Consider the following 24,355-nt stretch of genomic DNA (forward strand, 5'->3'; position numbering starts at 1 on the left):
GGTTTCCCTCTACAAATGCTCGGGGATGGTTCATAATGAAGAAAAAAGGGAAGGAGTGTTCGCTAAAATGACAGTGACCTTTCACGTTGGTCGATCGGGGACGGGAAAAAGCGAACAAATGATCCATGAGGTCATTCAAGAACTGAAACAAAACCCGAGCGGGCCGACGATTTATATGATCGTACCGGACCAGATGTCGTTTGAGATGGAAAAGAAAATGGCGACAGTCGATGGTTTGCATGGTTCGACGCGCATTCAAGTCCTTTCGATGCGTCGTCTCGCTTTTTTGATGATGCGAGATGCCGGTGTAGCGACAGATCAATTCTTAGACCAGACGGGGACCCATTTGTTGTTACGAAGGGTCGTCGAGATGAGCGAAGAACGATTGACCTTGTTCCGCCGTACGATGAATCAGTTCGGATTTTATGAAGAATTGAACCAATTAATCTCGATGCTGAAGCGAGGGCTTGTTGAACCGGAGCACTTGTTGCGGTTAAGCGAACAGGCGCAGCACCGTGCTTTGAAGTTACAAGACCTTTCCATCATCTATGAAGGATTTTTAAAGATGACGGAAGGTAAGTCACTTCATGCAGAAGACTATTTCAACGTCATGTTGCAAATCCTTCCGGAAACAGATTTGACGGATGTGCGTGTCTATGTGGACGGATTCAACGAGTTTTCAGAGCAGGAGTTGGCGGTGCTCGTTGCACTCGCAGAGAAGGTTGATGTCGATGTATTGCTGACAATCGATCCTATCTCCTTGTATCGTCTAAATCCATTGTTTGGACCGACGCAGCGGACACTCATGCGTTTCAAAGAACTGTTGACAGAACGGCAGATTCCTTCTCGAGACAAGCTGTATGATACCGTCTATCGTTATACGCATCCGAGTCTCCGTTATCTAGAGGCTACATTCGACCAATTGACGGCGGAACCTTACACTGGTTCAGAGAACCGAATCGATTTACATGCCGCAGTCGACCGAACCGTCGAGGTGGAGGCGGCCGTTCGAGAAGTCATTCGTCTGACACGTGAAGAAGGATATCGTTATCGGGATATCGCACTCGTATCGCGTTCACTCGACGAATATGGTGATTTGGCATCTCAGGCGCTACAAAAGATGGGACTGCCCTATTTCCTTGATGAACGGCAACCAATGCTCGACCACCCGCTTGTCGAACTGTTGAAAGCAACGATTGAGATCGCTCTACGTGGATATCGAGAAGAGTCCGTATTCCGTGCCCTTAAAACAGAACTCGTCGTCCTCGATCCGGTACATCGTCGTACGTCCGTTGACCGGCTTGAAGCGTTCGTTATCGAACGGGGGATCAAACATTATCATTGGCACGACGAATGGCAGTTGCGTCGTCGTTCCGGGGAGGAAGCACGCCTCACGAGCGAAGAACTCGATATTGAGGCTGAGCTGAATCGGTCTCGGGAACGTGTTATCGAAACTTTTGATCCATTTCTATCAGATTTAAAACAGGCGAAGACGATGCAGGCTTATACGCACGCCATGTATGCCTTTCTAGAGCGTGTCGGTGTATCAGACTGTCTGACGCACTGGCGCGATGAGGCGATTGAAGAGGCGGAACTACTCGAAGCGCGTGAGCATACTCAAGTATGGGACGCGGTTTTGCACTTGCTCGAGCAGCTAGAAGCCGCAGCTCCGGAAGAGACGTTGTCAACGGACTTATTCCTCCAGATGATGGACACCGGACTAGATAGTCTCCGCTATGCCTTGATCCCACCTTCGCTTGATCAATTGACGATAACGGATTATGTGCGTGGTCGATTGATAGATAAGAAAGTCGTCTTCCTGCTCGGAGCGAATGAAGATCAAATTCCTCTTGTCACGACACAGTCGAAACTGTTGACCGATCAAGATTTGGATTTCATGCATGAGAATGGACTTCGTGCCGGTAAGGCGACAGAGCACTTGTTCGATGATGAAACGTATTACCTATACAAAGCTGTGACGGCACCGAGCGAGCGTTTATACATTAGCTACGCACTAGTCGACAGAACGGGGAAAGCCGTTCAGCCGGCGCGGTTTATCGCTGACTTGAAGGCGCGACTTCACCAAAACGTCATCAAGACTCATTTTGCTGAAGCAGGTGAGCACCGACCACGTGATCAATTCGCCTTCTTGACGAATGTGAATCAGACGGCGGCGGTGACGGCACTTGAACTTCAGCGGTTGAGTCGTCATTATCCGATTCAAGATATGTGGTTTGCTGTCTATAATGAACTGTTGAAGCATCCGGATGGACGGGAACGTCTCCAGTTGTTGACGAGCGCGCTCTTCTATCAAAACATCCCGGAATCGTTGGATGATCGTGTCGCAAAATCCTTATATACTCCGTCGATTCGGGCGAGTGTCTCACGTCTCGAGACATTCCAAGCCTGTCCGTTCAAACATTTCGCAAGTTATGGCTTGCGTCTGAAGGAACGACGGTTGTATCGACTCGAGGCCCCGGATATCGGGAATCTGTATCACCGGACCATCGAACATATGTCGCAGACGGTGAAGATGGACGGAAAGGAATGGCGAGATGTCACTCCTGACGAGTGCTCCCATTTAGCGGAGCAGGCGGTCGAGCTCGTGACCCCAGAGATTCAGCATGCCATCTTGATGAGTTCGAATCGTTACGCCTACTTAAAGAAAAAATTGACGGACGTCGTCAGTAAGACGGCAGAAGTGTTGATTGAACAATCCAAACGAGACGGCTTTGACCCGGAAGCGTTTGAACTCGCGTTCGGCAGCGGACAATTTCCACCCGTTTCGTTCACATTATCGAACGGGGCGACATGTGAACTAGTCGGTCGAATCGACCGTGTGGACACTGCGATGGTCCACGACCAGCTATACGTCCGAATCGTCGACTATAAGTCGAGTAAACGTGAAGTCGACTTTGCAGAAATTTATTACGGTCTGGCGATGCAGATGCTCATCTATTTGAAGGTATTGATTGAGCAGGCAGAGGTGTGGACAAAAGAGAACGTCGCACCTGCTGCGGCGCTCTATTTCCACGTGCACCGACCACTCGTTCCACCTGCTAGTTCTGAAGAAGAAACGCGTCAAAAAGTATTGGAGTCGTATCAGATGCAAGGGCTATTAGTAGATGACCCGGAAATTTTAGAGATGATGGACCGCTCGGCGAAAGGCTCATCCAAAAAATCAATTGTCATTCCGGTCAAATATAAAAAAGATGGTACGCCTGACGCCAACACTTTGAAGAAAATTGTGACGCCCCCTCAACTTGAGCAGTTGATGGACCATGCGTTCGACGTCGTCAAAGCGAGTGCCGAGGAGATGTACAAAGGAAAAATTGACGTAGAACCTTATGAATATAAAGAACGGCGCCCGTGTCAGACGTGTCCGTATCAGAGTGTCTGTCATTTTGACGAAGCGCTCTCGAATGCGCCTCGTAAATTGAAGAAGCTCGAGAAAGAAGAGGTATTTCAGGAGTTAGGAGGCGATGACCGTGAAATGGACGAATGATCAGTTCGCCGCGATTGAAGCAAGAGGGAGTCACGTGCTCGTCTCGGCTGCGGCAGGGTCCGGAAAGACGGCAGTTCTTGTCGAGCGGTTGTCTAGTCGATTGCTTGACGAAACGGATGAACTCACGGCAGACCGGATGCTCGTTGTCACCTTTACGAACGCGGCAGCGGCAGAGATGAAACGACGAATCGCAAAGGCGCTTGAAGAGGCGTTGCGCGACGACCCGACAAATGAATATGTCCGAAATCAGCGACAAATGTTGAACCGGGCGCTCATCACGACCATCCATTCATTTTGTCTAGAGGTGATTCGTGAGAACTACTACCTGTTAGATTTGGATCCCGCGTTCAAGATTGCGGAAGAACGAGACCTCGTCCTCTTGCAGGATGACGTCTTAGAAGAAGTGCTTGAGGAAGAGTACGGGAAACAAGATACCGATTTCTTCGCTCTTGTCGATGCGTATACGTCAGACCGGGGTGACAGCGAAATCGAGGATTTGATTCTTGGCTTATATCACTATGCGCGTACTCTCCCAAACCCTGATGCTTATTTAGATCATCTCGTATCCATGTACACGTTCGGAGAAGATCCTGATGAGGAAGCAATCCTGATTGAGTTTGGACAGATGCTGTGGCATGACATCGAAAAAGCCGTACGAGATCTTCGGAAACTTGAAGCGGAGCTTCGGGTCGCAGGGTATGAGCCACAGTCTGAAAACATCCAGCAAGCAATTTTTCCGTTCGAACAACTTGAAGGGGAGACCATTGTCTGGAGTGAACTCGAGACGGCGGCTCGTGCGATGAAGTTTGGCACGATGAAGGCTGTTCCGAAGAAAGAAGAGCACCAGATTTACCACGAGGTCCTCAAACCGGCTTACGACCAAGCGAAGAAAAAATTGACGGCAGCGGTCGAACAGGCTCGGGTCAGTGGGGCGGACTTATTAGAGAGCGTCTCGATGCAACAACCGCTCGTTGAAACACTCGTTCGAACCGTCCGTGCGTTCGCCCAAGCCTATGAGCAGGCGAAGCGCGACCGTGCCTTTGTCGATTTCAGTGACTTGGAACATTATGCGCTCGCCATTTTACGACAAGACGGGGGACCGTCCGATGTTGCAGCGCTCTATAAGGAACGTTTCGCTGAGGTACTCGTTGATGAATACCAAGATACGAACGAGATTCAAGAAACAATCATCAACTTGGTCGCAAACGAACGAGAGGAAATCGGGAATTTATTTATGGTGGGCGACATCAAACAATCGATTTATCGATTCCGCCATGCAGAACCGGGTCTTTTCATCGATAAGGCGACACGCTTTAGACAGGCGAACACAGGGAAACGGATCGACCTCTCTCAAAATTTCCGAAGTCGTTCCGAAGTCCTCTACGGGATCAATGATTTGTTCGTCCAGCTCATGGACGAAGAGGTCGGCGAAATCGCATATGATGAGGCGGCACAACTTGTTCCTGGACGTGAGTATGAACCGATTCCGGCGGACCCTGAGTTTATTTTAGTCGATGGCGCGAGTCGTGAGTTATCGAAGCAAGAAGTAGAAGGGCGGGCGATCGCTACTCGCATCTTAGAACTCGTATCGGGAGACGAACCGTTTAAAGTGACGGATGAATCAACTGGTCAACTCCGAAACTGTGAATATCGGGATATCGTGATTCTCGTTCGTTCGAAAAAAGAACGTGTGGAGCAATTGATGGACATTTTGACACAGTACAATATTCCGGCCTACACCGACTCGGATGGCGGGTATTTTCAAGCGACCGAGATTCGGATGATCCTGGCACTTTTGAAAGTGATTGATAATCCACTTCAAGACATCCCACTTGCCGGTGCGCTGCGCTCCCCGATGTTCCGTTTTGATGATAGCGAGTTGGCACGGATTCGACTTGAATCAGAAGATTCTTTCTATGAGGCGCTCAAGGCGAAAGCGGATGACGATGATGAGCTTGGCGTAAAATGTGGCGAGATGCTTGACCGCCTCTCCCGTTGGCGTACTTATGCACGAAATCATAGCCTGTCGGAATTGATTCAACAGTTATTCAATGACACCGGGTTTTATGACTTCTCAGGGGGATTACCTGGAGGAAAAGGGCGGCAGGAAAACTTGAAGGCACTTTATGACCGGGCCCTAGCCTATGAGCGTAGTGGCTATCGAGGTCTTTATCGCTTCTTACGTGTGATGGACCGACTACAGGATACTGGTGAAGATTTGTCAGAGGCGCGGTCGCTCGGGGACGAGGAAAACGTCGTTCGTATCATGACCGTGCACAAGTCGAAAGGACTTGAGTTTCCGGTCACGATTGTTGCCCAACTCGGAAAACAATTTAATAAACGCGATCAAATGCAACGTGTCATTTTCCACAAACAGTACGGCATCTCACTCGATGCGATTGACGTCGTGACACGTACGAAATCGGAGACGTTCGTGAAAGAGATGATTCGACGAGATTTAGATGCGACGATGAAAGCAGAAGAGATGCGCGTGCTTTACGTGGCCTTGACACGTGCGAAAGAAAAATTGATTCTCGTGGGAACGGTAGGCGAACCACTCAAACACCTTCAGCAGTGGCTTCAGGTCGGTCAATCTGGAGATTTATTGGCGAGTGAGGCGAGGCGAGAGGCAAAAACGTATCTCGATTGGATTGCACCGGCGCTTTTACGCCTTCCGAGTGCCACTTCGTTTATCGAATCATTCGGCTTCACGGTTCCCTCTACTTTCCAAGAATCGACTTCATGGATTTATCGTGTCATCGGAGAAGCGGACCTTGCGGAGATTGCGACTCTACAAGAGATGATGGCACAGTTGCACCACGTCCAACGATTTGAAGCAATCGATTTTCCGATTCAAAATGAAGAAGAGACGATTCGTGCCGTACAACAAGCTTTGACCTACGAATACCCTGCACAGGATGCGGTACGTACGGCGGCGAAACAGACGGTGACCGAACTGAAGCGGGCGATGCAACTCGAACAGGCCGCTTTCGAAGATCCGGTACGTCCGGTCGATACCCCTTATCGGGAACCGAAATGGCGTCAAGTCAAACAGACCGGTGCGGAACGCGGGACGACGTTACACTTGATTTTCCAACTGGCTGACCCGAACCAACCGATTGTCGACCAAATCAATCAATGGGAAATGCAAGGGATGCTCAGTCCGATCGAGGCAGAGACGGCACGCCTCGCCATCCCGGATATCGAGATGTTTTTCCAAACAGAAGTCGGTCAAGCGCTCGCTGGTGCACTAGAGCGAGGGACGGCATGGCGAGAGCTACCTTTCACCTACACGGTGCCGGCCGAACGCGTCAATCCGGATGGACACTTTACGGATGAGCATGTCTTGATCCAAGGGATTATCGATTGTCTGTATTTCGATGGGGATTCGTATGTGCTTCTCGATTATAAATCGGATGCTGTCACGCATCTATCCGATTCCCGGGAAGAGGCACATGAGCGATTGCGAGATCGATATGCGATTCAACTACAATTATATCGAGAGGCGATTGAGACGATCTGGAATATTCGGGTCGAGCGAACTTTGATTTATTCGCTTGATCTGCAGGAAATCGTGACCGTGTCGACTAAATAAATGTGAATAAATGAAGAGCGATGTCAGCTATAGGACATCGCTCTTTTTCTATGTGCAAATTCACATTCGATTTCGTTGACAATCGAGTTGGAGAGGAGTAATTTATTTTATATAAAGAATTGTTCCGTTTAGAACAATTCGATTCGGAACGATAAAGGAGTGAATAAGAATGACCGAGACAAATACAAATCGGGCACGGGAGATGATGCAATCATTTTGGCGTGTGCAGCGTGTCCTGATTCGTCTCATGCATCAGACGGCGCAACAAAACGATCTCACATTACCTCAACTGCACGGTCTGATGATGTTGAATGAACAGGGTGCGATTACGCAAAAGGAACTGGTTCAGCGAACGAGAATGCCAAAGAGCACGTTAAGTCAATCATTAGATGGTCTCGTGGAGAAAGGATTGATTCGTCGGGATATCAACCCGGATAATCGGCGAGAAGTTGTGTTGACCATTGACCAATCAGGTAAACGCTTGATTGAGGAGATTGAGCGACAAGAAGAAGGGACGGAATATCAATTGAATCAAATTTTGTCTCGTCTCGATCAGGATACGTATCATCATATGCTTACAGCCCATCAACATATTGCGGATGGATTGAATGAAGGGCTCACAGATTGTGAAGGAGTGTGTCGACATGATTAAGTTATTGAAACGTCTCGTTACTTATAAATGGGCTGTTCTGATGGTTTTATTGTTTGTGTTCGCGCAGTCGTTAGCAGATTTATTTTTACCGACGTTGATGGCGGACATTATCGATAATGGGGTCGTGACGGGCGATACCGGCTACATTTGGCAAATGGGCGGAATCATGCTTGGTGTGACGGGACTTGGAGCACTTGCTGCTATTGTGGCCAGTTTTTATTCTTCAAAGGCGGCGATGGGATTTGGTCGTGACTTACGAAGACGTGTGTTCAATCATGTGGAACGCTTCTCGCTTGAAGAGTTCGATCGTGTCGGGACGGCTTCGCTCATCACAAGGACGACAAACGACATCACGCAAGTGCAACAGGTCATCATCATGATGCTACGAATGGTTGTGAGTGCGCCGATCATGTTTGTCGGTGGATTGATCATGGCGACCTCGAAGGATGCGACGTTGTCTCTTGTCATTGTTGCCGCAATGCCGGTACTCGTCATCTCGATCTTCCTCATTTTTTGGAAGGCGATGCCGTTGTTTAAAAAGGTACAGAATCGATTGGACCGGCTCAATCTTGTTCTCCGAGAAAATCTGACGGGCATCCGTGTCATCCGAGCTTTCAACCGTGAAAAAGAAGAACAGGTTCGATTGACGAAGGCGAATGAACGGTTGACGGACGTCTCAATCAAAGTGAACCAAATCATGGCGTTCCTCATGCCGGTCATGATGCTCGTGATGAACTTGACGGTTGTCGGCGTCATTTGGTTCGGAGGGGTTCGGATTGATAACGGTGCGATGCAAATCGGAGATTTGATGGCGTTCATTCAATACGTCATGCAAATCATGTTCGCGCTCGTCATGGCATCAGTCATGTTCATCATGGTTCCTCGGGCTTCTGTGTCTGCCAACCGGATCAACGAAGTGCTCGAGATGAAACCTTCACTGATTGATTACGGGACAAAGACTGCGGACATTGAGCAAGGGACACTCGTATTTGATCACGTGACCTTCTATTATCCGGGTGCTGAAGAACCAGCGCTATCCGATGTGAGTTTTTCAGCGAATCCAGGTGAGGTCACAGCGGTGATTGGGGGTACGGGGTCAGGTAAATCGACACTCGTCAATCTGATTCCAAGATTTTACGATGTGACGTCGGGGACAATTCGCGTGAATGGTGTTGATGTCCAAGCGGTCCCACAAGAGGCACTTCGTTCGAAAATCGGGTTCGTTCCACAAAAGGCGTTGCTGTTCACAGGTACGATTGCTGAGAACATTCGATATGGGAAGACCGATGCAACAGTGGAAGAAGTCGTTCATGCCGCATCCATCGCGCAGGCAAGTGACTTTATCGAGAAGATGCCAGACCGATATGAGGCTGTGATCGAACAAGGTGGGTCAAACGTGTCGGGTGGTCAAAAACAGCGTCTGTCGATTGCGCGAGCTCTCGTTCGGAAACCGGATTTATATGTATTCGACGACAGTTTCTCGGCACTTGATTTTAAAACGGATGCCGCCCTTCGTAAAGCATTGAAGGAGGAGACGAAAGATGCGACGGTACTGATTGTTGCACAACGTGTCAGCACGATCATGGACGCCGACCGAATCATCGTTCTAGAAGAAGGAGCCGTTGCCGGAGTCGGGACACATGAGGAATTATTTGCGACGAATGCGGTCTATCAAGAAATCGTGAAATCGCAATTGTCTGAGGAGGAAATCGCATGAGTGAGAAACAAGCAAATACGCGACAAACTCATGGAGGACACGGCGGTCCAGGAGGTCCGGGCGGTGGAAATATGATGATGATGGGCGAAAAGCCAAAAGCATTCAAAGTCACGTTCCGTCGTTTACTTGCCTATTTGAAACCACGGCGAAACACGTTGATTGCTGTGTTTGTCGCGGCGATTTTAAGTACAATCTTTATGATTGCCGGTCCGAAAATCATGGGAATCGCCATCACCGAACTGTTTGAAGGGGCATATGCGAAGTTTACAGGTGTGCCAGGGGCAGAAATTGATTTCACGAGAATCGGACAAATTTTGTCGCTCCTCGCTGGCCTTTACGTCATCAGTAGTCTATTCAACTACGTGCAACAATATTTGATGTCCGGTGTTGCCCAAAAAACGGTCTATGATTTGCGCGAAGACGTGAACAAAAAGTTAGAACGACTTCCGCTCAAGTATTATGACGGACGCTCGAACGGGGAGACATTGAGCCGGGTGACGAATGACATCGACTTGATTGGGAGTACGCTACAACAGAGTGTCACGTCATTCATTACTTCCATCGTCACCATCATTGGGATTTTGATTATGATGCTGTCGATCAGTCCTCTGTTGACGGTCATCTCTCTTGTGTCCCTTCCGCTCACAATCTTTGCGATTCGTCCGATTTTGAAACGGTCGCAACAATATTTTTCCGATCAACAACGTCACCTTGGACGACTGAACGGCCATGTGGAAGAAATGTATACAGGGCACGCGGTCGTCAAAGCGTTTGGTCGGGAAGAGACAGCTGTGCGTGAGTTTGACGATGTGAATGAGGAGCTTTACGATGCAGGACGGAAAGCGCAATTCATTTCCGGAATCATCATGCCGATGACGATGTTCATCGGGAACATCAGCTATGTATTGATTAGTGTCGTCGGCGGTATTTTGGTCACGCAGCGCAGCATCTCCATCGGGGACATTCAAGCGTTTATCACATATACACGTCAGTTCACCCAACCAATCACCCAGACAGCGAATATCGCAAACATCGTCCAGTCGACGGTTGCCGCGGCGGAACGTGTATTTGAACTGCTGGATGAAGAAGAAGAAGTGAAAGATGTGACGACCTATCAATTAGAACGTGCCGAAGGAAATGTCACGTTCCGTCATGTCGATTTCGGATACGGCGACGACCTACTCATTCAAGATATGAATCTCGATGTGTTGACGGGCCAAACGGTGGCCATCGTCGGTCCGACAGGCGCCGGCAAAACGACGTTGATTAATCTCCTCATGCGTTTTTATGAGTTGAATGGTGGAGAGATATTCATCGATGGGAAAGACTCGCGTAAAATGTCGAGACAAGATTTGCGACATACGTTCGGAATGGTCTTACAGGACACGTGGCTATTCAACGGGACGATTCGTGATAACATCGCCTATGGGAAAACGGGTGCGACTGAGACGGAAATCGTCAACGCGGCGAAAACGGCGCATGCGGATGCATTCATTCGAACATTGCCAGACGGATACGACACCGTGTTGAATGAAGAGGCCAATAACATTTCACAAGGTCAAAAACAGTTACTGACGATTGCGCGAGCAGTATTGGCGAACCCACCGATTATGATTTTAGACGAAGCAACGTCGAGTGTGGATACGCGTACTGAGATTTTGATTCAACAGGCGATGAAACGGCTGATGAACGGGCGGACGAGTTTCGTCATCGCTCACCGTTTATCGACCATCAAAGATGCGGATTTGATTTTGGTTATGGACCAAGGTCGGGTCATTGAGCAAGGAACACATGAATCGCTTCTTGAAGCTGGTGGTTTTTATGAAGAACTTTACAATAGTCAGTTCGCTGAAAAAGAAGTCGTATAACTAGAATACAGGTTTTGGGGCAATGTGATTAGGCAAAAGACGTACGAGATGAGTTTCGTACGTCTTTTTATTTTGTGTAACAATTACAAATCCGTTAAAATAAAAAAATGGGATAAAAAATGGAGGAACAATTATGGTTAAAATCTTACTTGCGGAAGACGAAGAAGTGCTACGCATGCTTGTTATGGATACATTAGAAGATGAAGGATATGACATCGACGAGGCACAAGATGGAATTGAGGCCTATCGATTGATTGAAGAAAATGAATATGATTTGGTCATTGTGGATCATATGATGCCCGGCATGACAGGGCTTGAAGTGATTGAAAAAGTACGGAAGTTACCAGGGCGGCAAGAGACGAAAGTGATGATGTTGACGGCGAAAAGCCAACAATCTGACCGTGATTGCGCGAACGAGATTGGTGTCGACTACTTCATTTCTAAACCGTTCAGCCCACTTGAACTCGTCAAAATCATAGGAGGCATCGTGAAGTGAAAAGGTGGTTTAAACAAAAACTCGGACGCGACATCATGGTCGTCCTTTATTCCTTCCTCGTCATTGCGTTGGTCGGATCGGCATTGACATATGTCTACATCGAGAACCGCTTAGAGGCGAATGAAGCGAGATTACGTCAGTTAGACGAACGCGTTAACCGTTTGACTACGCTTTGGGATGAGTGGCAGGCTGACCAATATGATACACGAGGCTATCTCTTGTTCGGTGACACCGCGTCGCTCGAACGTTCAAGTGCGAACGAGGCGAAGTTTCAACAAGAAATCAATTGGTTCAAAACACAAGTCCAGACGCGTCAAGGTGAGCTGTTCGCAGAAGATCTTCAAAAGTTCCACGACTTTTACTATGATGTGATTATTCCGGTGACGTATGAATATGCCCAAGCCCAACAAGATGGGGAGATCACAGAGACGTTTATCGATGCTCAAACGATTGCCGAGTTGCCGACGGCTCAGCGCTTGATTGATCAAGGACTCGTACAATTTAATCCGCAACGCGGCATCGACATCCTCGGACCGATTGATGAGGTAGAGTCTGCCCTCGGAGAATATCGTGAGTTGATGGCATCTGAAAAAGAGGCCGTCTACGCTGAATGGCGACAGAACAACAATATGCTTCAATTCTTGTGGATCATGAGCATCGCCTCGTTCGCCGTATTGATCTTATTGTTTGTCCAGCCGTTCCTACGCCGTCAAACACGTTTGATTTCACGACTTTCCATCGCATCGAACCGCTTGTTAAAAGGGGAAATCGTTGATTTGAGCGATCAGATGAAACGAGAAGATGAGATTGGGACGATGTCTCGATCGTTCCATAAGATGGCTGAGACACTTCGTGACAACGAACGTCATTTGATTGAGAAGAACCACGAACTACAGGCGCAACAAGAAGAATTGATTGCCCAACAAGAAGAATTGCAGGCACAGCAACAAGAACTAGAAGAAATTTTAGAACAGACGCAACAAAACGAGCAACACCTCGCGTATCGGAATGAATTGACGGAGACGTTAGCGTCACGCGATTCGCTTACGGCCTATCCGGAAATCATTGAGAAACTGGTCACGATTACAGATTCAGAGGTCGGTGCACTCGTTTTCGTGGATGAAGCGGGTACGTATCGCGTGACGAGCCACGGCTTGAACGATACGTTGTCTCGTCAGTTGCTCGATAGCGAAAATTCCGTATTGACGCGCGCGATGACATTGAAGACGACGGTACACTCGTCGAAACAAGTCGCGAGCGACCATCCGCTCCCGTATCCGTACTATATGTTTGAGACGGCGGTACCGGTCCATGACCCGACAGATGATTCAATCATTGCCTTCATCTATCTGGTCCGATACAAAGATCGTTTCACCCAAACCCAGATGGGCGACATCATGTCATTCGCTCGTCAGCTCTCGCTTTCTCTCTTACGGATGCGTCTATTTGAAGAGATGAAACGTGAGAAAGGAAAGACGGAGCGAATTCTCGATTCGATTCGAGAAGCGGTCGTCTACATCGACCACTCGACGAATGACGTGTTCGTCAACCGTCCACTCTATGAGATGTTCCCTGAGTTAAGTGACGTCAGTTCACAAGACCTTGAAGAAGAAACGTGGGAAGAATGGCGGAATCGTCTTGTTGAAACGGTCGATCAAGCGGAGGACTTTACGAAGTATACGAATCGCCTGTTCACCGAAGATTTCCCACATGACAGTGTAAGCTTCTCGATTCGTAAGGGCGAAATGAACTTGCAGATGTATGCAGAGCGCATCATTGTCGGCGGACTTTCAAAAGGTACGCTTCTCGTCTTCCGAGATATCACGAGTGAGACAGAGGCGGAGCGATTGAAGAGTGAGTTTATCTCAACCATCTCGCATGAACTGCGTACGCCGCTCTCGTCCATCTATGGATTCACGGAATTGATGGTCAAAAAACAGTTGCCGAATGAAAAACAAGCTAAATACTTGGAGACCATTCACTCCGAGACGGAGCGTCTGACACATCTCGTCAACGACTTCCTCGATGTGCAACGAATGGAATCCGGTAGTCAAATGTATGACCGGGAACAGCTTGATATCGAGCCGGTCGTCCGAGACATGTTGACGTTCTATGAGGCATCGTCGTTGAAACATGAATTCGAATTGATTGCAGATGATGCACGTCCATATGAATTATTCGTCGATTGCCAGAAGTTCAAACAGTTGATGAGTAATCTATTGTCGAACGCCGTGAAGTATTCTCCAAGAGGTGGAAAAATCACGGTCGAACTTGCGCATCACGAGCAAATCGTGTCCATTAAAGTGAAGGACGAAGGAATCGGGATTCCAAGTGACGCGCTCGATCGCTTATTTGATAAGTTTTATCGTGTCGACAACTCCGACAGTCGTGAAATCGGCGGTACGGGGCTCGGATTACCGATTTGTCAGGAAATCGTCCGTGGTCACAACGGCCAAATCCATGTAGAATCGATTCAGCATGAGGGCTCGACGTTCATCGTTGAAATCCCAAGCTATGAGTACGCTGTCCAAGAGGCAGAGACGACTCCTGTATAATGTATGGGCCATCCCTTGAGGATGGCTCATTTTTTAGAATCGTTCGCTTGACCAATCGGGAGAGAGTTCGTGTACAATGAAGACTGTACAACATCATAAAGGGGGGCATTTGAATGCCACTGATTGCATTCTTGCACACGCACGTTACGAGCTGGATTTTGTTACTTATTTTGTTTGCCGTGGCCTATATCGGTTATAAGAACGGCAACAAGAGTGGAAAGATCGCACATATGGCGTTTCGACTCATGTTACTCATCGCATTCGGAACAGGACTTTATCTCTACCTTCAGTTGAATGGTGGCGGGACATTCTATCACGTGAAAATCACGGTCGGTTTATTAACTTTGATCTTCGGTGAGATGACGCTCGTCAAAGTCAAAAAGAAAAAACCGTCAAACGGACTATTTGGCGGGTTTATCGTCTTGGCACTCATTACGATTTTCATCGGCTATGCATTGCCTTATGGACAATCTTTCTTCAACAGCTTTATTCAATAAGACGTTCCCACTTCGCACACCGAAGTGGGATTTTTTTGTTTGTACACAAATTATTAGGGGAAAATAAAAAAATCAGTAATTACGACGATGAGGTGAAACGATGGATCAACAGATGATGGAATGGACACGAGTTTTACACGCACGGAAATGGATGAAACAAACTGAATCATTTTTACCCTTATGGCACGGCTATATCGGCTACAAGTTCGGACTATTCGATGCGCTTCAAGGTGGCGCGAGCATGGCGGAGATGAATTTACGTCTAAAACGCCCATTGACACAACTTGCGCTAGAGCGTTGGTTAGAAGTCGGGGTCGCCGTCCGTCATTTGAAAAAGAGAGGCTGGCGCTACTATCCGACGCGTGGATTAAAATATCAATTATCCGGTAACGATGAACGGAGCATCGGGTTCATGCTTCAAGAAATGATGGAGCTTCATATCCCCGCGTTAATCGCTTATCCGGAATTTCTAGAGTCTGGGAAGCAAAAGACGTTTGATGGAGCTGAACACGGTCAAGTCGTCGCGAAGACATCGACACTCGTCGAAACGGTCGCATTTCCAATCGTGCAACAACTTTTACGACAGGCAAATGTCGAATCGATGCTCGATATTGGATGTGGGCACGGCGGCTACTTACGTAAACTCCAAGCGCTCGAACCGAGTTGGGAACTGACAGGCATCGATTTAGAGGAAGAGGTAATCGAAGAGGCACGCTCGCGAGACGAGAGTGGCGACATTCATTTCGAAGTAGCTGACTTCATGAACTGGGAAACAGAAGAGCAATTCGATGCGGTGATGATGAACAATATGCTGTATTACTTCTCACCAGAAGAACGTATCAAGTTGCTTGAGAGACTACGGGAGCGTTTAGAAGAAAAGGGTGTCGCCATTCTCGTGACCCCGCTCGCCGAAACAGCGCTCGGTGGACGATTCGCTTCCGCGTTCAATGCGTTCATGACACTCCACGATAATCTGTACCCGCTTCCGACCATTCCACGATTGCGCCGGCAGATGCAAGAAGTAGGTTTTGATCAAATCCGCTTCATCCCATTCATTCCGGAAGGTTCTTGGTATATCGTCATCGCTGAGCGAGGAAAGACGAACCTGCTCAATCAACCGATTCAAAATTGAACTTGTCTCCCGTCATTCCTATAATGATAGAGAAGCATAAGAGACTATTCACATAGGGAGTTGTTGAGTGTGTCGAAACAAAGAGTTGCCGTTATTGGGGCAGGACCAGGTGGGTTGGCTGCAGCGATGCTACTGGCGCATCGCGGTGTAGACGTCACCGTATTTGAGAAACAACCGTTTGTAGGCGGAAGAACGTCGCGCTTAGAAGTAGGTGAATTTGCGTTCGACCGAGGACCTACGTTTTTGAATATGCCTTATATTTTAGAAGAAATTTTTGAAGAGACAGGGCGTAATCTGCATGATTATGTCGAGATGAAGCAGTTGGAGCCGATGTATGATTTGTACTTCGACCGTGGGACGCGTCAACTCTCGATGACAACAGATCGTGATCAGATGTATCGCGCCATCGAAGAACAATTTCCAGGGAATGGCGAAGGTTACGAACGGTTCATGAGTGAACAGGCGATCAAACTGTCTAAATTGATGCCTGTGCTTCAGACCGCACATGACAAGCTTACCGACTATGTCTCGTTACGCGTGCTCAAGGCGCTACCGTTCCTCTCGATCGGTAAATCGCTTTATGACGTCTTGTCCGAGTACTTCACGAGCGAAGAGCTGAAGTATGCGTTCACGTTTCAGGCTAAATATTTGGGGATGTCCGCTTGGGAATGTCCGGGTGGATTCTCCATCTTGTCTTACATGGAACACGCCTACGGAGTGCATCACCCGATTGGCGGAGTGAACCAGCTGTGTCATGCGATGGCGAAAGTGATTGAAGAAGAGGGAGGCGTCATTCGTTTAGGCGAACCGGTAGAGCGTCTTCTCATGGATGAACAAAACGTGACCGGTCTCGTGTCTGGGAGTGTCCATTATGCGTTTGATGAAGTCGTGATTGGTGCTGACTTCGCACATGCGATGACGTCGCTCGTTCCAGACGGTAAACTAACGAAGTGGAGTCCGACTCAACTCAAGAAGAAGCGTTACTCGTGCTCGACATTCATGCTTTATCTCGGGCTCGACCATGTCTACGAAGATGTGGCGCATCACTCGATTCACTTCGCGGACGATTATGAATTGAATGTCAAAGAGATGACACAAGAATTGAAATTGAGCGAGGACTTCTCGTTTTATGTACAGAATGCCTCACGTATCGACCCGACACTTGCGCCTCCTGGCAAGTCATCGCTTTACGTTCTCGTACCGGTGCCGAACAATTTATCTGGCCTCCCGTGGGAGACGTTACAAGCGACCATGACAGAGCGCGTTCTCGATGCGCTTGAGACACGTTCCCCTTACCGAAACATCCGTCAACACATCGAGGTGATGGAGGCGTTGACGCCTGAGGACTGGGAAGCGTTTGGTGTATATGAAGGTGCAACGTTCAATCTAGGGCACAACTTATCGCAGATGATGTATTTCCGCCCGCATAACCAATTCGAAGAGCTCGACAACGTCTGGCTCGTCGGGGGTGGGACCCACCCAGGAAGTGGACTGCCGACCATCTTTGAATCAGCGCGGATCACGACGAACCTTTTGCGTGACCGGGCAGGTGTCGGCCGATGAATATTAGCTTTGTCGGAGCAGGGGTCGGTACACTATATGCCGCCCTCTTATTGACAAAACGCAATCCGTCACTTCAAATCACGATTTATGAGAAAGAGGACCGGGTCGGTGGACGCTTGAACTACGTTGAATTCGATAATGGGGCGAAAGTCGATGAAGGTCCAACCATCGTCTTATTGCCGAGTAAATTGAAACAACAACTGATTGAGGCAGGTCTTCCTGAACATGAAGTGGAGTTGATTGAAGTCGATCCACTTTACCGCTTACGTTATCAAGACGGGACATCATTCTATAAATATCGGGAAATCGAGAGACAGGCGGAAGAAATCGAACGAACTTTCGGCGAAGGAGATGCCTTCCGTCAGTACATGTCCCAAAAGAAAGAAGAGTATCGGATTGGCTTCGATACGTTTTTAGATCGTAGTTATGCCTCGAAAGCGGAGTTGTTCGAGCCTAAACTACTTCTCCTTCTCATGCGGTTAAAAGCATATGAGACGGCTCATGCGAATATGAAACGCTTCTTTGAAGACGAACGTTTACGTGTCGCCTATAGTTTACAAACGCTCTATATCGGCGGAAATCCTTATGCCACTCCTTCGTTATATGGACTCATTCCTTATCGTGAACAAGAAGAAGGAGTCTGGTATGTAAAAGGAGGATATTTTTCGCTAGCGACGAAAATGGAACAAGAGTTGAAGCGTCGAGGTGTTCGTTTCGAGATGAATGCTACCGTCAATCGTGTCCATGTCACGGACGGGGTGGCCAATGGAGTCACGGTAAATGACGAATATGTACCGTATGATGCAGTCGTCGTGAACGGTGATTTTCCACTCATGGAGCGCCTGATTGATGGTGTGACGCCAAAGACGTATGAACCGTCAAGCGGTACGTTACTTCTTTATTTCGCCGTCAACGGCGAACTCGACTTACCGGTTCACCAATTCGATTTACCGAATGATTTTGAAGGATCGATGCGTACGATCTTTGAGGATGGTAAACTAAGTGAGTATCCAGCGATGTACACCTTTAATCCATCGCGAATGGATGCAACCCTCGCGCCAGAAGGAACGAGTGTATTATATGTTCTTGTCCCGGTTCCTCGAAAATTGGAACGAGAAGACTTTGAGGCACAAGGGACAATCGAACACCTATTAGGAAGAATCGAGGCATTCATGCCTGATTTCCGTGAACGCGTCATCGAGATGAAAGTCCGGACACCGATGGATGCTGAGCGATTCGGATTGTTCGAAGGAGGAAGTTTTGGGATTGCACCAAAGTTATCTCAGTCAGCCGCCTTCAAACCGCAAGCGAGACCATTCCCGAAAATCGAACGTCTCTATGCGGTGGGCGCATCCGTCCATCCATGCGGTGGCGTCCCTATCGTTATGATTGGGTCGCAATTACTTGTGAAAAAAATGGAAGAAGAAATGGGGGCAATGCATCGTGACGACACAAGAAGCGTATCGTCAATGTGAGGAAATCATGAAGAAGGGCTCGTTAACCTTTTACCGGGCCTTCTCTTTGCTCTCAAAACCAGACCGTCAAGCGGTCATGGCAGTATATACTTTCTGTCGCACCCTCGATGATGCGGTCGATGAATCAGACCGTCCAGAAGAGAGTTTGACAGCATTTTTGCATGACTTCGACCGCTTTTTAGCTGGTTACGACCAAGATGAAGCACTATGGGTTGCCCTTCGTGATGTGTGGAAACGTTATGACATGGACGTCGAACCATTTTTTGAATTGGCGGAAGGGATGAAATGGGACTTACATAAGTCGCGGTATGAAACGCTCGAAGAGACCGAGCAGTATAGCTATTATGCAGCGAGCACGGTCGGTCTGATGCTGCTCCCGATCCTTGTCCCAAATCAGGACGCTGCGACGACACGTCAGCTAAGGCAAGGCGCCATCGACCTTGGCATTGCGATGCAACTGACCAATATTTTACGTGATGTCGGTGAAGATTTGAATCGAGACCGCATCTATTTACCCCGTACGATGATGCGTCAGTACGGTGTGAGTGAAGCGATGTTACACCAACGAGAAGTGACCCCTGTCTTTATCGATCTATGGGAGGCGTTGGCGAATCGTGCAGAGTTCTTGTATGAACGGGCACGCGAAACCCATCATCTGTATCCACTCGCGAGTCGAAAGCCGGTACAAGCAGCGGCTCTTCTCTATGAAGGGATTCTTGATGCGGCACGTGCGAATCGACATGACGTCTTCACAAAGCGGGCATACGTATCGACCTTACAAAAAGGAAAGTTGTTGGCAAAACTATAAGCGATTCGATTCCCTGTAGACGCTCGATGGCGTCTACAGTTTTTTGTACGCAAAAAAACCACTTTTGGCGGGGGACCAAAAGTGGCGTAAGCGTTATGTGATTCATTCATCGGGGAAACGAATGAATCGGTTTGTGATGAAGCCCTAAAGATGTGCCGGGATTCATGGGGAATGAATCAGTTGGGACATCTTCGTCGAAACAGGATGCTTGATGGACTAAGGGGGAACATCATACGCAAGCTGTCTCAACTACGGGATACGAGTGGGGAAACTCGCTCATCACTTTTTCTCGGGTGTGACAAGTTCAAAACGCGATGAGGCTCGGGGAAGCCATTCGATCGCTACAGGTGTAACAAACATTACAGAACTGCTTGAACTCGAATATGATATTATCACGTCTTTCAATTGTCGACAAGTGTCGAAACTCGCGTTCACAAAATGTTCATATTGTCAGAGGTATGTCCTCTAACATTGATCGTGCAGCGAATTGTCCTGAAAGCGTCACCATCGGACTGCCACCGCCAGGATGAGTCGAACCGCCAGCGAACCAGATGTTCGATACATCTGTCGATCGCGGTGCAGGTCTAAAAAATGCCCCTTTTTTCGAGTTGGCCGATGTGCCATAAAGTGCGCCATAATACGCATAAAAATCACGGGTCAAATCTTGTGGGGTCACCCGTTTATGGTAGAGCACCTCTTCTTCTTCCCAATCCACACCGAACATACGTAATCGTCTGCGAATCAAATGCTCATACGTATCTGCATCAATGTCGGTCAGATGTGCCGGCGCATTGACGAGGATGAACAGGTTGTCTCCTGCCTCGCCCATCGACGGATCGGTTGCGGATGAATTCGAAATATAGATTGTCGGTTCGTCCGCATAACGTTCTTCTTGGAAAAGTGCTTTAAATTCCCGTTCATAGTCGTCTGAGAAATAGACGTTATGGTGTGCCAAGTTCAATCGTTTGGACAATCCGACCATCATGACGAATGCGGAAATGGAAGGTTCGACCGTGTCGCGTGTCGGGACCGGGAAAGATGGTCGGTCTTTTGCGTCGACGAGTCGTGGGTATTGCGTCAAGAGTTCACCGTTGAGAAGAACGGCATCACACGAGATGACTTCTTGGTCATCGACGACGACCTCATGTGCTTTTCCGTTCAACACATCAATTTTCGTCACTTCATGACCGAGTCGGAACGTCACTCCGAGTTCGCTCGCCCGTTTGGCGAACCCTTTTGCGATATTCCAGTTTCCACCTTTCGCAAAATAGACACCTTCATTCAATTCCAAATGTGCGATAAGGGCGAACGTACCTGGCGTCACGTATGGGCTGCTACCAATGTACGTCGCATAGCGGTCGAGCGCCTGAATAATGCGTGGGTCCTTGAAATACTTCTTGTGAAGGGCGTGCAAACTTTGAAGTGGATGCACTTTGACCATGTCCGCCCAAAGACCGGGATCCAACTTTGTGTCCATTTGTGTGAAGAAGCGCTTATTCGCAATGTCGAACAGCTTTTCAGCTTCATCTAGATAGGCACGCATCTGATTGTGTTTCAACTGATCACCGGTCAAACGCCGTACTTCGACCTCAAGTTTTGCCCGATCGGCACTGAACGTGAAGGATGACCCGTCTGTGTAGTGGTTGACGGTATGTTGATCGAGCTTGATTAACTCAAAATAGTCATCCGGATTGGCCCCGCTATTTCGAATGACTGAACGAAATACATCCGGCATCGTGATCGTATTTGGACCAAAGTCGAACCGGTGACCGTCGGTTATAATGGGCATGAGTTTGCCACCGACATGTTGATTCTTTTCAATGACCGTGACGTCATAACCTCGTGCTGCGAGCGTGACGGCGGCGCTTAGTCCACCGAGACCAGCCCCAATCACTACGATTTGTTTCATACAATTGTCCCCCTTTAGACGTCTGCTTAGGAATAGTGACGACCTTTCCACGTGATGGGCAACCGTCTCCATTTACGAATGACGGCGTTCCCGAGTAAGGTCAAGTAAGCGATTAAACTGAGTGGATGGTACCATGTACCGGACCCATTTGATTTCAGATCGACAGCGAGACGCGCGAGGAGCACGAAAATCGCTGCGCTAATCGTCTGCCAACTCGGTGAAAAGATCCAAGCGAGCATAGCCGTCAACTGGATGCCGTAATATGTCATGAAGTACAAGGCGAGTCCTACTGATTCATTCATTCCCTTGAATACGTTCTTTGAAAACCCGGTCCACACTTCTTCATTCGTTTCATACATGTCGCAGGAGATGAACGGGGAGACTTGAACGAGTGACGTGACTTTTTGATGACGTTTGAACGTTCGACATAAATCGATATCATCAATCAACGACGTTCGAATAGCAGCATGTCCGCCAACTTCCTCGTAGTTGTTCCGCTCGACGAGTACGTTCATGCCATTCGCCGCGGCAAATGCGGGGTGTTTCACTTTACGCCAAAACAAAGGCAGATGTTGGGCGATGAGCACGTGTTGCATCGGAATCAACAATTTCCCGAGAAATGTTGACGTCGGAAATTGAGGGAAACCTGATAAAAAGACGGCCTGCTCTCGAGCGAGCGTGGCATGCATGCGGGCGATAAAACTCGAATCGATCGTGACGTCCGCATCTAAAAAGAGAAGATACGGTTCAGTCGTGCGTGATGCTAGTTGATGACAAGCATGAACTTTTCCGGCCCAGTCATGGGGCAAAGGAACACCTTGGATGACGGTAAAACGGGTATCGCTCCCAATTGCATGATTCAATTTTTCATATGTATCATCTTCAGAGCGGTCCTCGTAGATATAGACGTGAGTCCCTTCCGGTATCGCCTGCTTTAAGTTCGAAATCAGTCGATCGACGTGACGCGACTCATTGCGCATCGGGATGCAGACGGCTGTCGCCGGTGTGCGTCCTGGGTCGGCGAGCGGTCTCAAGAACGAAAGATTGATTAGGGTAAAGATAAACATCGAGAGAGTGAGCAGCCATAAGATCATGAACGTCCCCTCCCAAGTCGGAACATCGTTTCTGTCCATTCAGCAAGATTACGACGTGGTCGAAAGAGCGGCACATAGGCATCAGACCGAATGATGGCGTCTTGTCGCACGTCGTCATAGAGCGCCTCGAGTGCTTGCGCGATTTCCTGCTTCTGAGCTCGTCGTGTCATCGACGTCACGACTACTGTTCGAAAGCGGACATATACAAGGGGTTCCGCATGGTTCTCAAACGAATAGTACATGGCGCATAATTGGACGGGGCGGTCGTTCAGTAACAACGTTGCGCCAGACTCGATTTCGACAGGTCGAAGTTCCTGTGGCATCTCTTGTCCTTGAGGGAACATCCAGACGGATTTCCCGGACGCGAGCAATTCATTCGCATAAGCCAGTGAGGCCCGTACATCGGAGAGACTTCCTTTTTTCACCGAGAAGGCACCGAGGTGTCGAAAGAACGGGAAGCGACGTAGTCCATCCTCATCCATCAACACATGAATATCGTGTCGTAAAAAATGTTCATTGATCATATACATGATGAGACCGTCCCACCACGCGCTATGTGTACTTAAAAATAATCCGGGGGTCGGAACGTCGTCCGTTCGGATATAAATGTTATGGAAGGTGGGACGTATTTGACGTTCCCGCACGAACGTCGAGAACAGGTTATTGAACCATTTCTTTTTGTGTGACTCGATCATCGCGACCCCTCCTTTCAAGTAGAATCACTCCGGATGTGAGGATGCTGAGGAGCCCGATGCCATAGAGACCTGCATTAACAGCCGTGACACCGAAGAGTGCGTGAAGCATGACGAACAAATAGACGCCGTGCCGGATGAACAAGGAATCAACAGCGCGTTCGTGACGCTGTAACAACCATGAGAAAATAAGGGATAACCCGAACCAACCGATAAAGTTTTGTGTCGGGATATCATAGTATAAGCCGTCATTCGCCCATTCCCAGTAGCCTTTCACGTTTGCCGCTACGGGATCGATTGCCATATCGAGCCATACGGCGAGAATCGGAACGAGCCATAAAATATTGTGGCGGAATGTGAAGAGACGGGCAACGGCAAAACTAGAGCCGATCACGGCAAGCCATGCCGCACCGATTGTGACAGGGACTCCAAACACTGTCGGACCGAACGCCTCAGCATAAACGTATTCGCTGAACGGGAATCCCGTCTTTACGCCGAGTGTTTCAACGGCGATTGAACCGAAGAAAATAAACGGTACAATCCAAGCACCTTGCCGGATCCCTTGATAAAGAATCGTTCCACCAATCGCCCCGGCTAGCCATAAAAAGACGGGGTTTGCCCACTCGAGCCAAGGTGGAAGCAGGTCGAATCCAACTAAAATCAACCCAATGAAATACCAAACAATAAACCATTTCCAAATAAACGGATACACTTTCATTCCATCACCTCTACTTTTTATTCTAAAGCTCATTGAAGTCTTCGTCTAACAAATGCATGTACAAAAAAGAGCCTCGCTG

Annotated in this window: 16 protein-coding genes; 12 read left to right on the plus strand and 4 right to left on the minus strand. The window is 48.4% G+C overall.

Annotated elements, in window-relative coordinates; all coding sequences use genetic code 11:
• Positions 1-67: 67 nt before the first annotated feature.
• The 12 genes from addB to KNO65_RS05350 all read left to right on the plus strand — a co-directional run bounded on the left by addB (position 68) and on the right by KNO65_RS05350 (position 19,863).
• Positions 68-3,505: a helicase-exonuclease AddAB subunit AddB gene (addB, locus tag KNO65_RS05295; protein ID WP_214782221.1), complete on the plus strand. Its 3,438-nt coding sequence runs from the start codon at positions 68-70 to the stop codon at positions 3,503-3,505.
• The gene (gene addA / locus KNO65_RS05300) at positions 3,489-7,100 is read left to right on the plus strand and encodes a helicase-exonuclease AddAB subunit AddA (RefSeq protein ID WP_441316665.1); all 3,612 of its coding nucleotides are present in this window, start codon (positions 3,489-3,491) and stop codon (positions 7,098-7,100) included. The genes addB and addA overlap by 17 nt, the downstream gene beginning before the upstream one ends.
• A gap of 169 nt (positions 7,101-7,269) precedes the next feature.
• Entirely contained in the window at positions 7,270-7,752 is a 483-nt protein-coding gene (locus KNO65_RS05305; RefSeq protein ID WP_074037656.1) for a MarR family winged helix-turn-helix transcriptional regulator, read from the plus strand.
• On the plus strand, positions 7,745-9,469 hold the full coding sequence (locus KNO65_RS05310; protein WP_214782227.1) for an ABC transporter ATP-binding protein: 1,725 nt from the start codon (positions 7,745-7,747) through the stop codon (positions 9,467-9,469). The genes KNO65_RS05305 and KNO65_RS05310 overlap by 8 nt, the downstream gene beginning before the upstream one ends.
• Positions 9,466-11,337: an ABC transporter ATP-binding protein gene (locus tag KNO65_RS05315; RefSeq protein ID WP_078146438.1), complete on the plus strand. Its 1,872-nt coding sequence runs from the start codon at positions 9,466-9,468 to the stop codon at positions 11,335-11,337. The genes KNO65_RS05310 and KNO65_RS05315 overlap by 4 nt, the downstream gene beginning before the upstream one ends.
• A gap of 133 nt (positions 11,338-11,470) precedes the next feature.
• Positions 11,471-11,833: a response regulator gene (locus tag KNO65_RS05320; RefSeq protein WP_015880966.1), complete on the plus strand. Its 363-nt coding sequence runs from the start codon at positions 11,471-11,473 to the stop codon at positions 11,831-11,833.
• Positions 11,830-14,388: a sensor histidine kinase gene (locus KNO65_RS05325; protein WP_214782230.1), complete on the plus strand. Its 2,559-nt coding sequence runs from the start codon at positions 11,830-11,832 to the stop codon at positions 14,386-14,388. Before KNO65_RS05320 ends, KNO65_RS05325 begins: the two co-directional genes overlap by 4 nt.
• Before the next feature lie 113 nt (positions 14,389-14,501).
• Positions 14,502-14,885, plus strand: a complete 384-nt coding sequence (locus tag KNO65_RS05330; protein WP_015880968.1) for a YisL family protein — start codon at positions 14,502-14,504, stop codon at positions 14,883-14,885.
• 100 nt (positions 14,886-14,985) lie between these two features.
• Positions 14,986-16,017, plus strand: a complete 1,032-nt coding sequence (locus KNO65_RS05335) for a class I SAM-dependent methyltransferase (protein ID WP_074037653.1) — start codon at positions 14,986-14,988, stop codon at positions 16,015-16,017.
• A gap of 69 nt (positions 16,018-16,086) precedes the next feature.
• Entirely contained in the window at positions 16,087-17,580 is a 1,494-nt protein-coding gene (locus KNO65_RS05340; RefSeq protein WP_214782233.1) for a phytoene desaturase family protein, read from the plus strand.
• Positions 17,577-19,055: a phytoene desaturase family protein gene (locus KNO65_RS05345; RefSeq protein WP_214691223.1), complete on the plus strand. Its 1,479-nt coding sequence runs from the start codon at positions 17,577-17,579 to the stop codon at positions 19,053-19,055. Before KNO65_RS05340 ends, KNO65_RS05345 begins: the two co-directional genes overlap by 4 nt.
• Positions 19,024-19,863: a phytoene/squalene synthase family protein gene (locus KNO65_RS05350; RefSeq protein WP_084543106.1), complete on the plus strand. Its 840-nt coding sequence runs from the start codon at positions 19,024-19,026 to the stop codon at positions 19,861-19,863. Before KNO65_RS05345 ends, KNO65_RS05350 begins: the two co-directional genes overlap by 32 nt.
• A gap of 442 nt (positions 19,864-20,305) precedes the next feature.
• Here KNO65_RS05350 and KNO65_RS05355 read toward each other — a convergent pair whose 3' ends face one another.
• Genes KNO65_RS05355 through KNO65_RS05370 form a run of 4 tightly spaced genes read right to left on the minus strand, consistent with a single transcriptional unit; the run spans position 20,306 to position 24,276 of the window.
• Positions 20,306-21,772 (minus strand): phytoene desaturase family protein, encoded by a 1,467-nt coding sequence (locus KNO65_RS05355; RefSeq protein WP_074037650.1) that lies wholly within the window; start codon positions 21,770-21,772, stop codon positions 20,306-20,308.
• Positions 21,773-21,798: 26 nt separating this feature from the next.
• Complete coding sequence (locus KNO65_RS05360; protein ID WP_214782236.1) at positions 21,799-22,866, minus strand: glycosyltransferase family 2 protein; 1,068 nt, start codon at positions 22,864-22,866, stop codon at positions 21,799-21,801.
• The gene (locus KNO65_RS05365) at positions 22,863-23,561 is read right to left on the minus strand and encodes a lysophospholipid acyltransferase family protein (protein ID WP_074037648.1); all 699 of its coding nucleotides are present in this window, start codon (positions 23,559-23,561) and stop codon (positions 22,863-22,865) included. Before KNO65_RS05365 ends, KNO65_RS05360 begins: the two co-directional genes overlap by 4 nt.
• A complete protein-coding gene (locus KNO65_RS05370) occupies positions 23,527-24,276 on the minus strand; it encodes a carotenoid biosynthesis protein (RefSeq protein ID WP_074037647.1) in 750 nt (249 codons plus the stop codon). The genes KNO65_RS05365 and KNO65_RS05370 overlap by 35 nt, the downstream gene beginning before the upstream one ends.
• Between the last annotated feature and the right edge of the window lie 79 nt (positions 24,277-24,355).

The sequence above is a fragment of the Exiguobacterium sp. S3 genome (assembly GCF_018617295.1).
GTDB classification, from domain to species: Bacteria; Bacillota; Bacilli; order Exiguobacteriales; family Exiguobacteriaceae; genus Exiguobacterium; species Exiguobacterium profundum.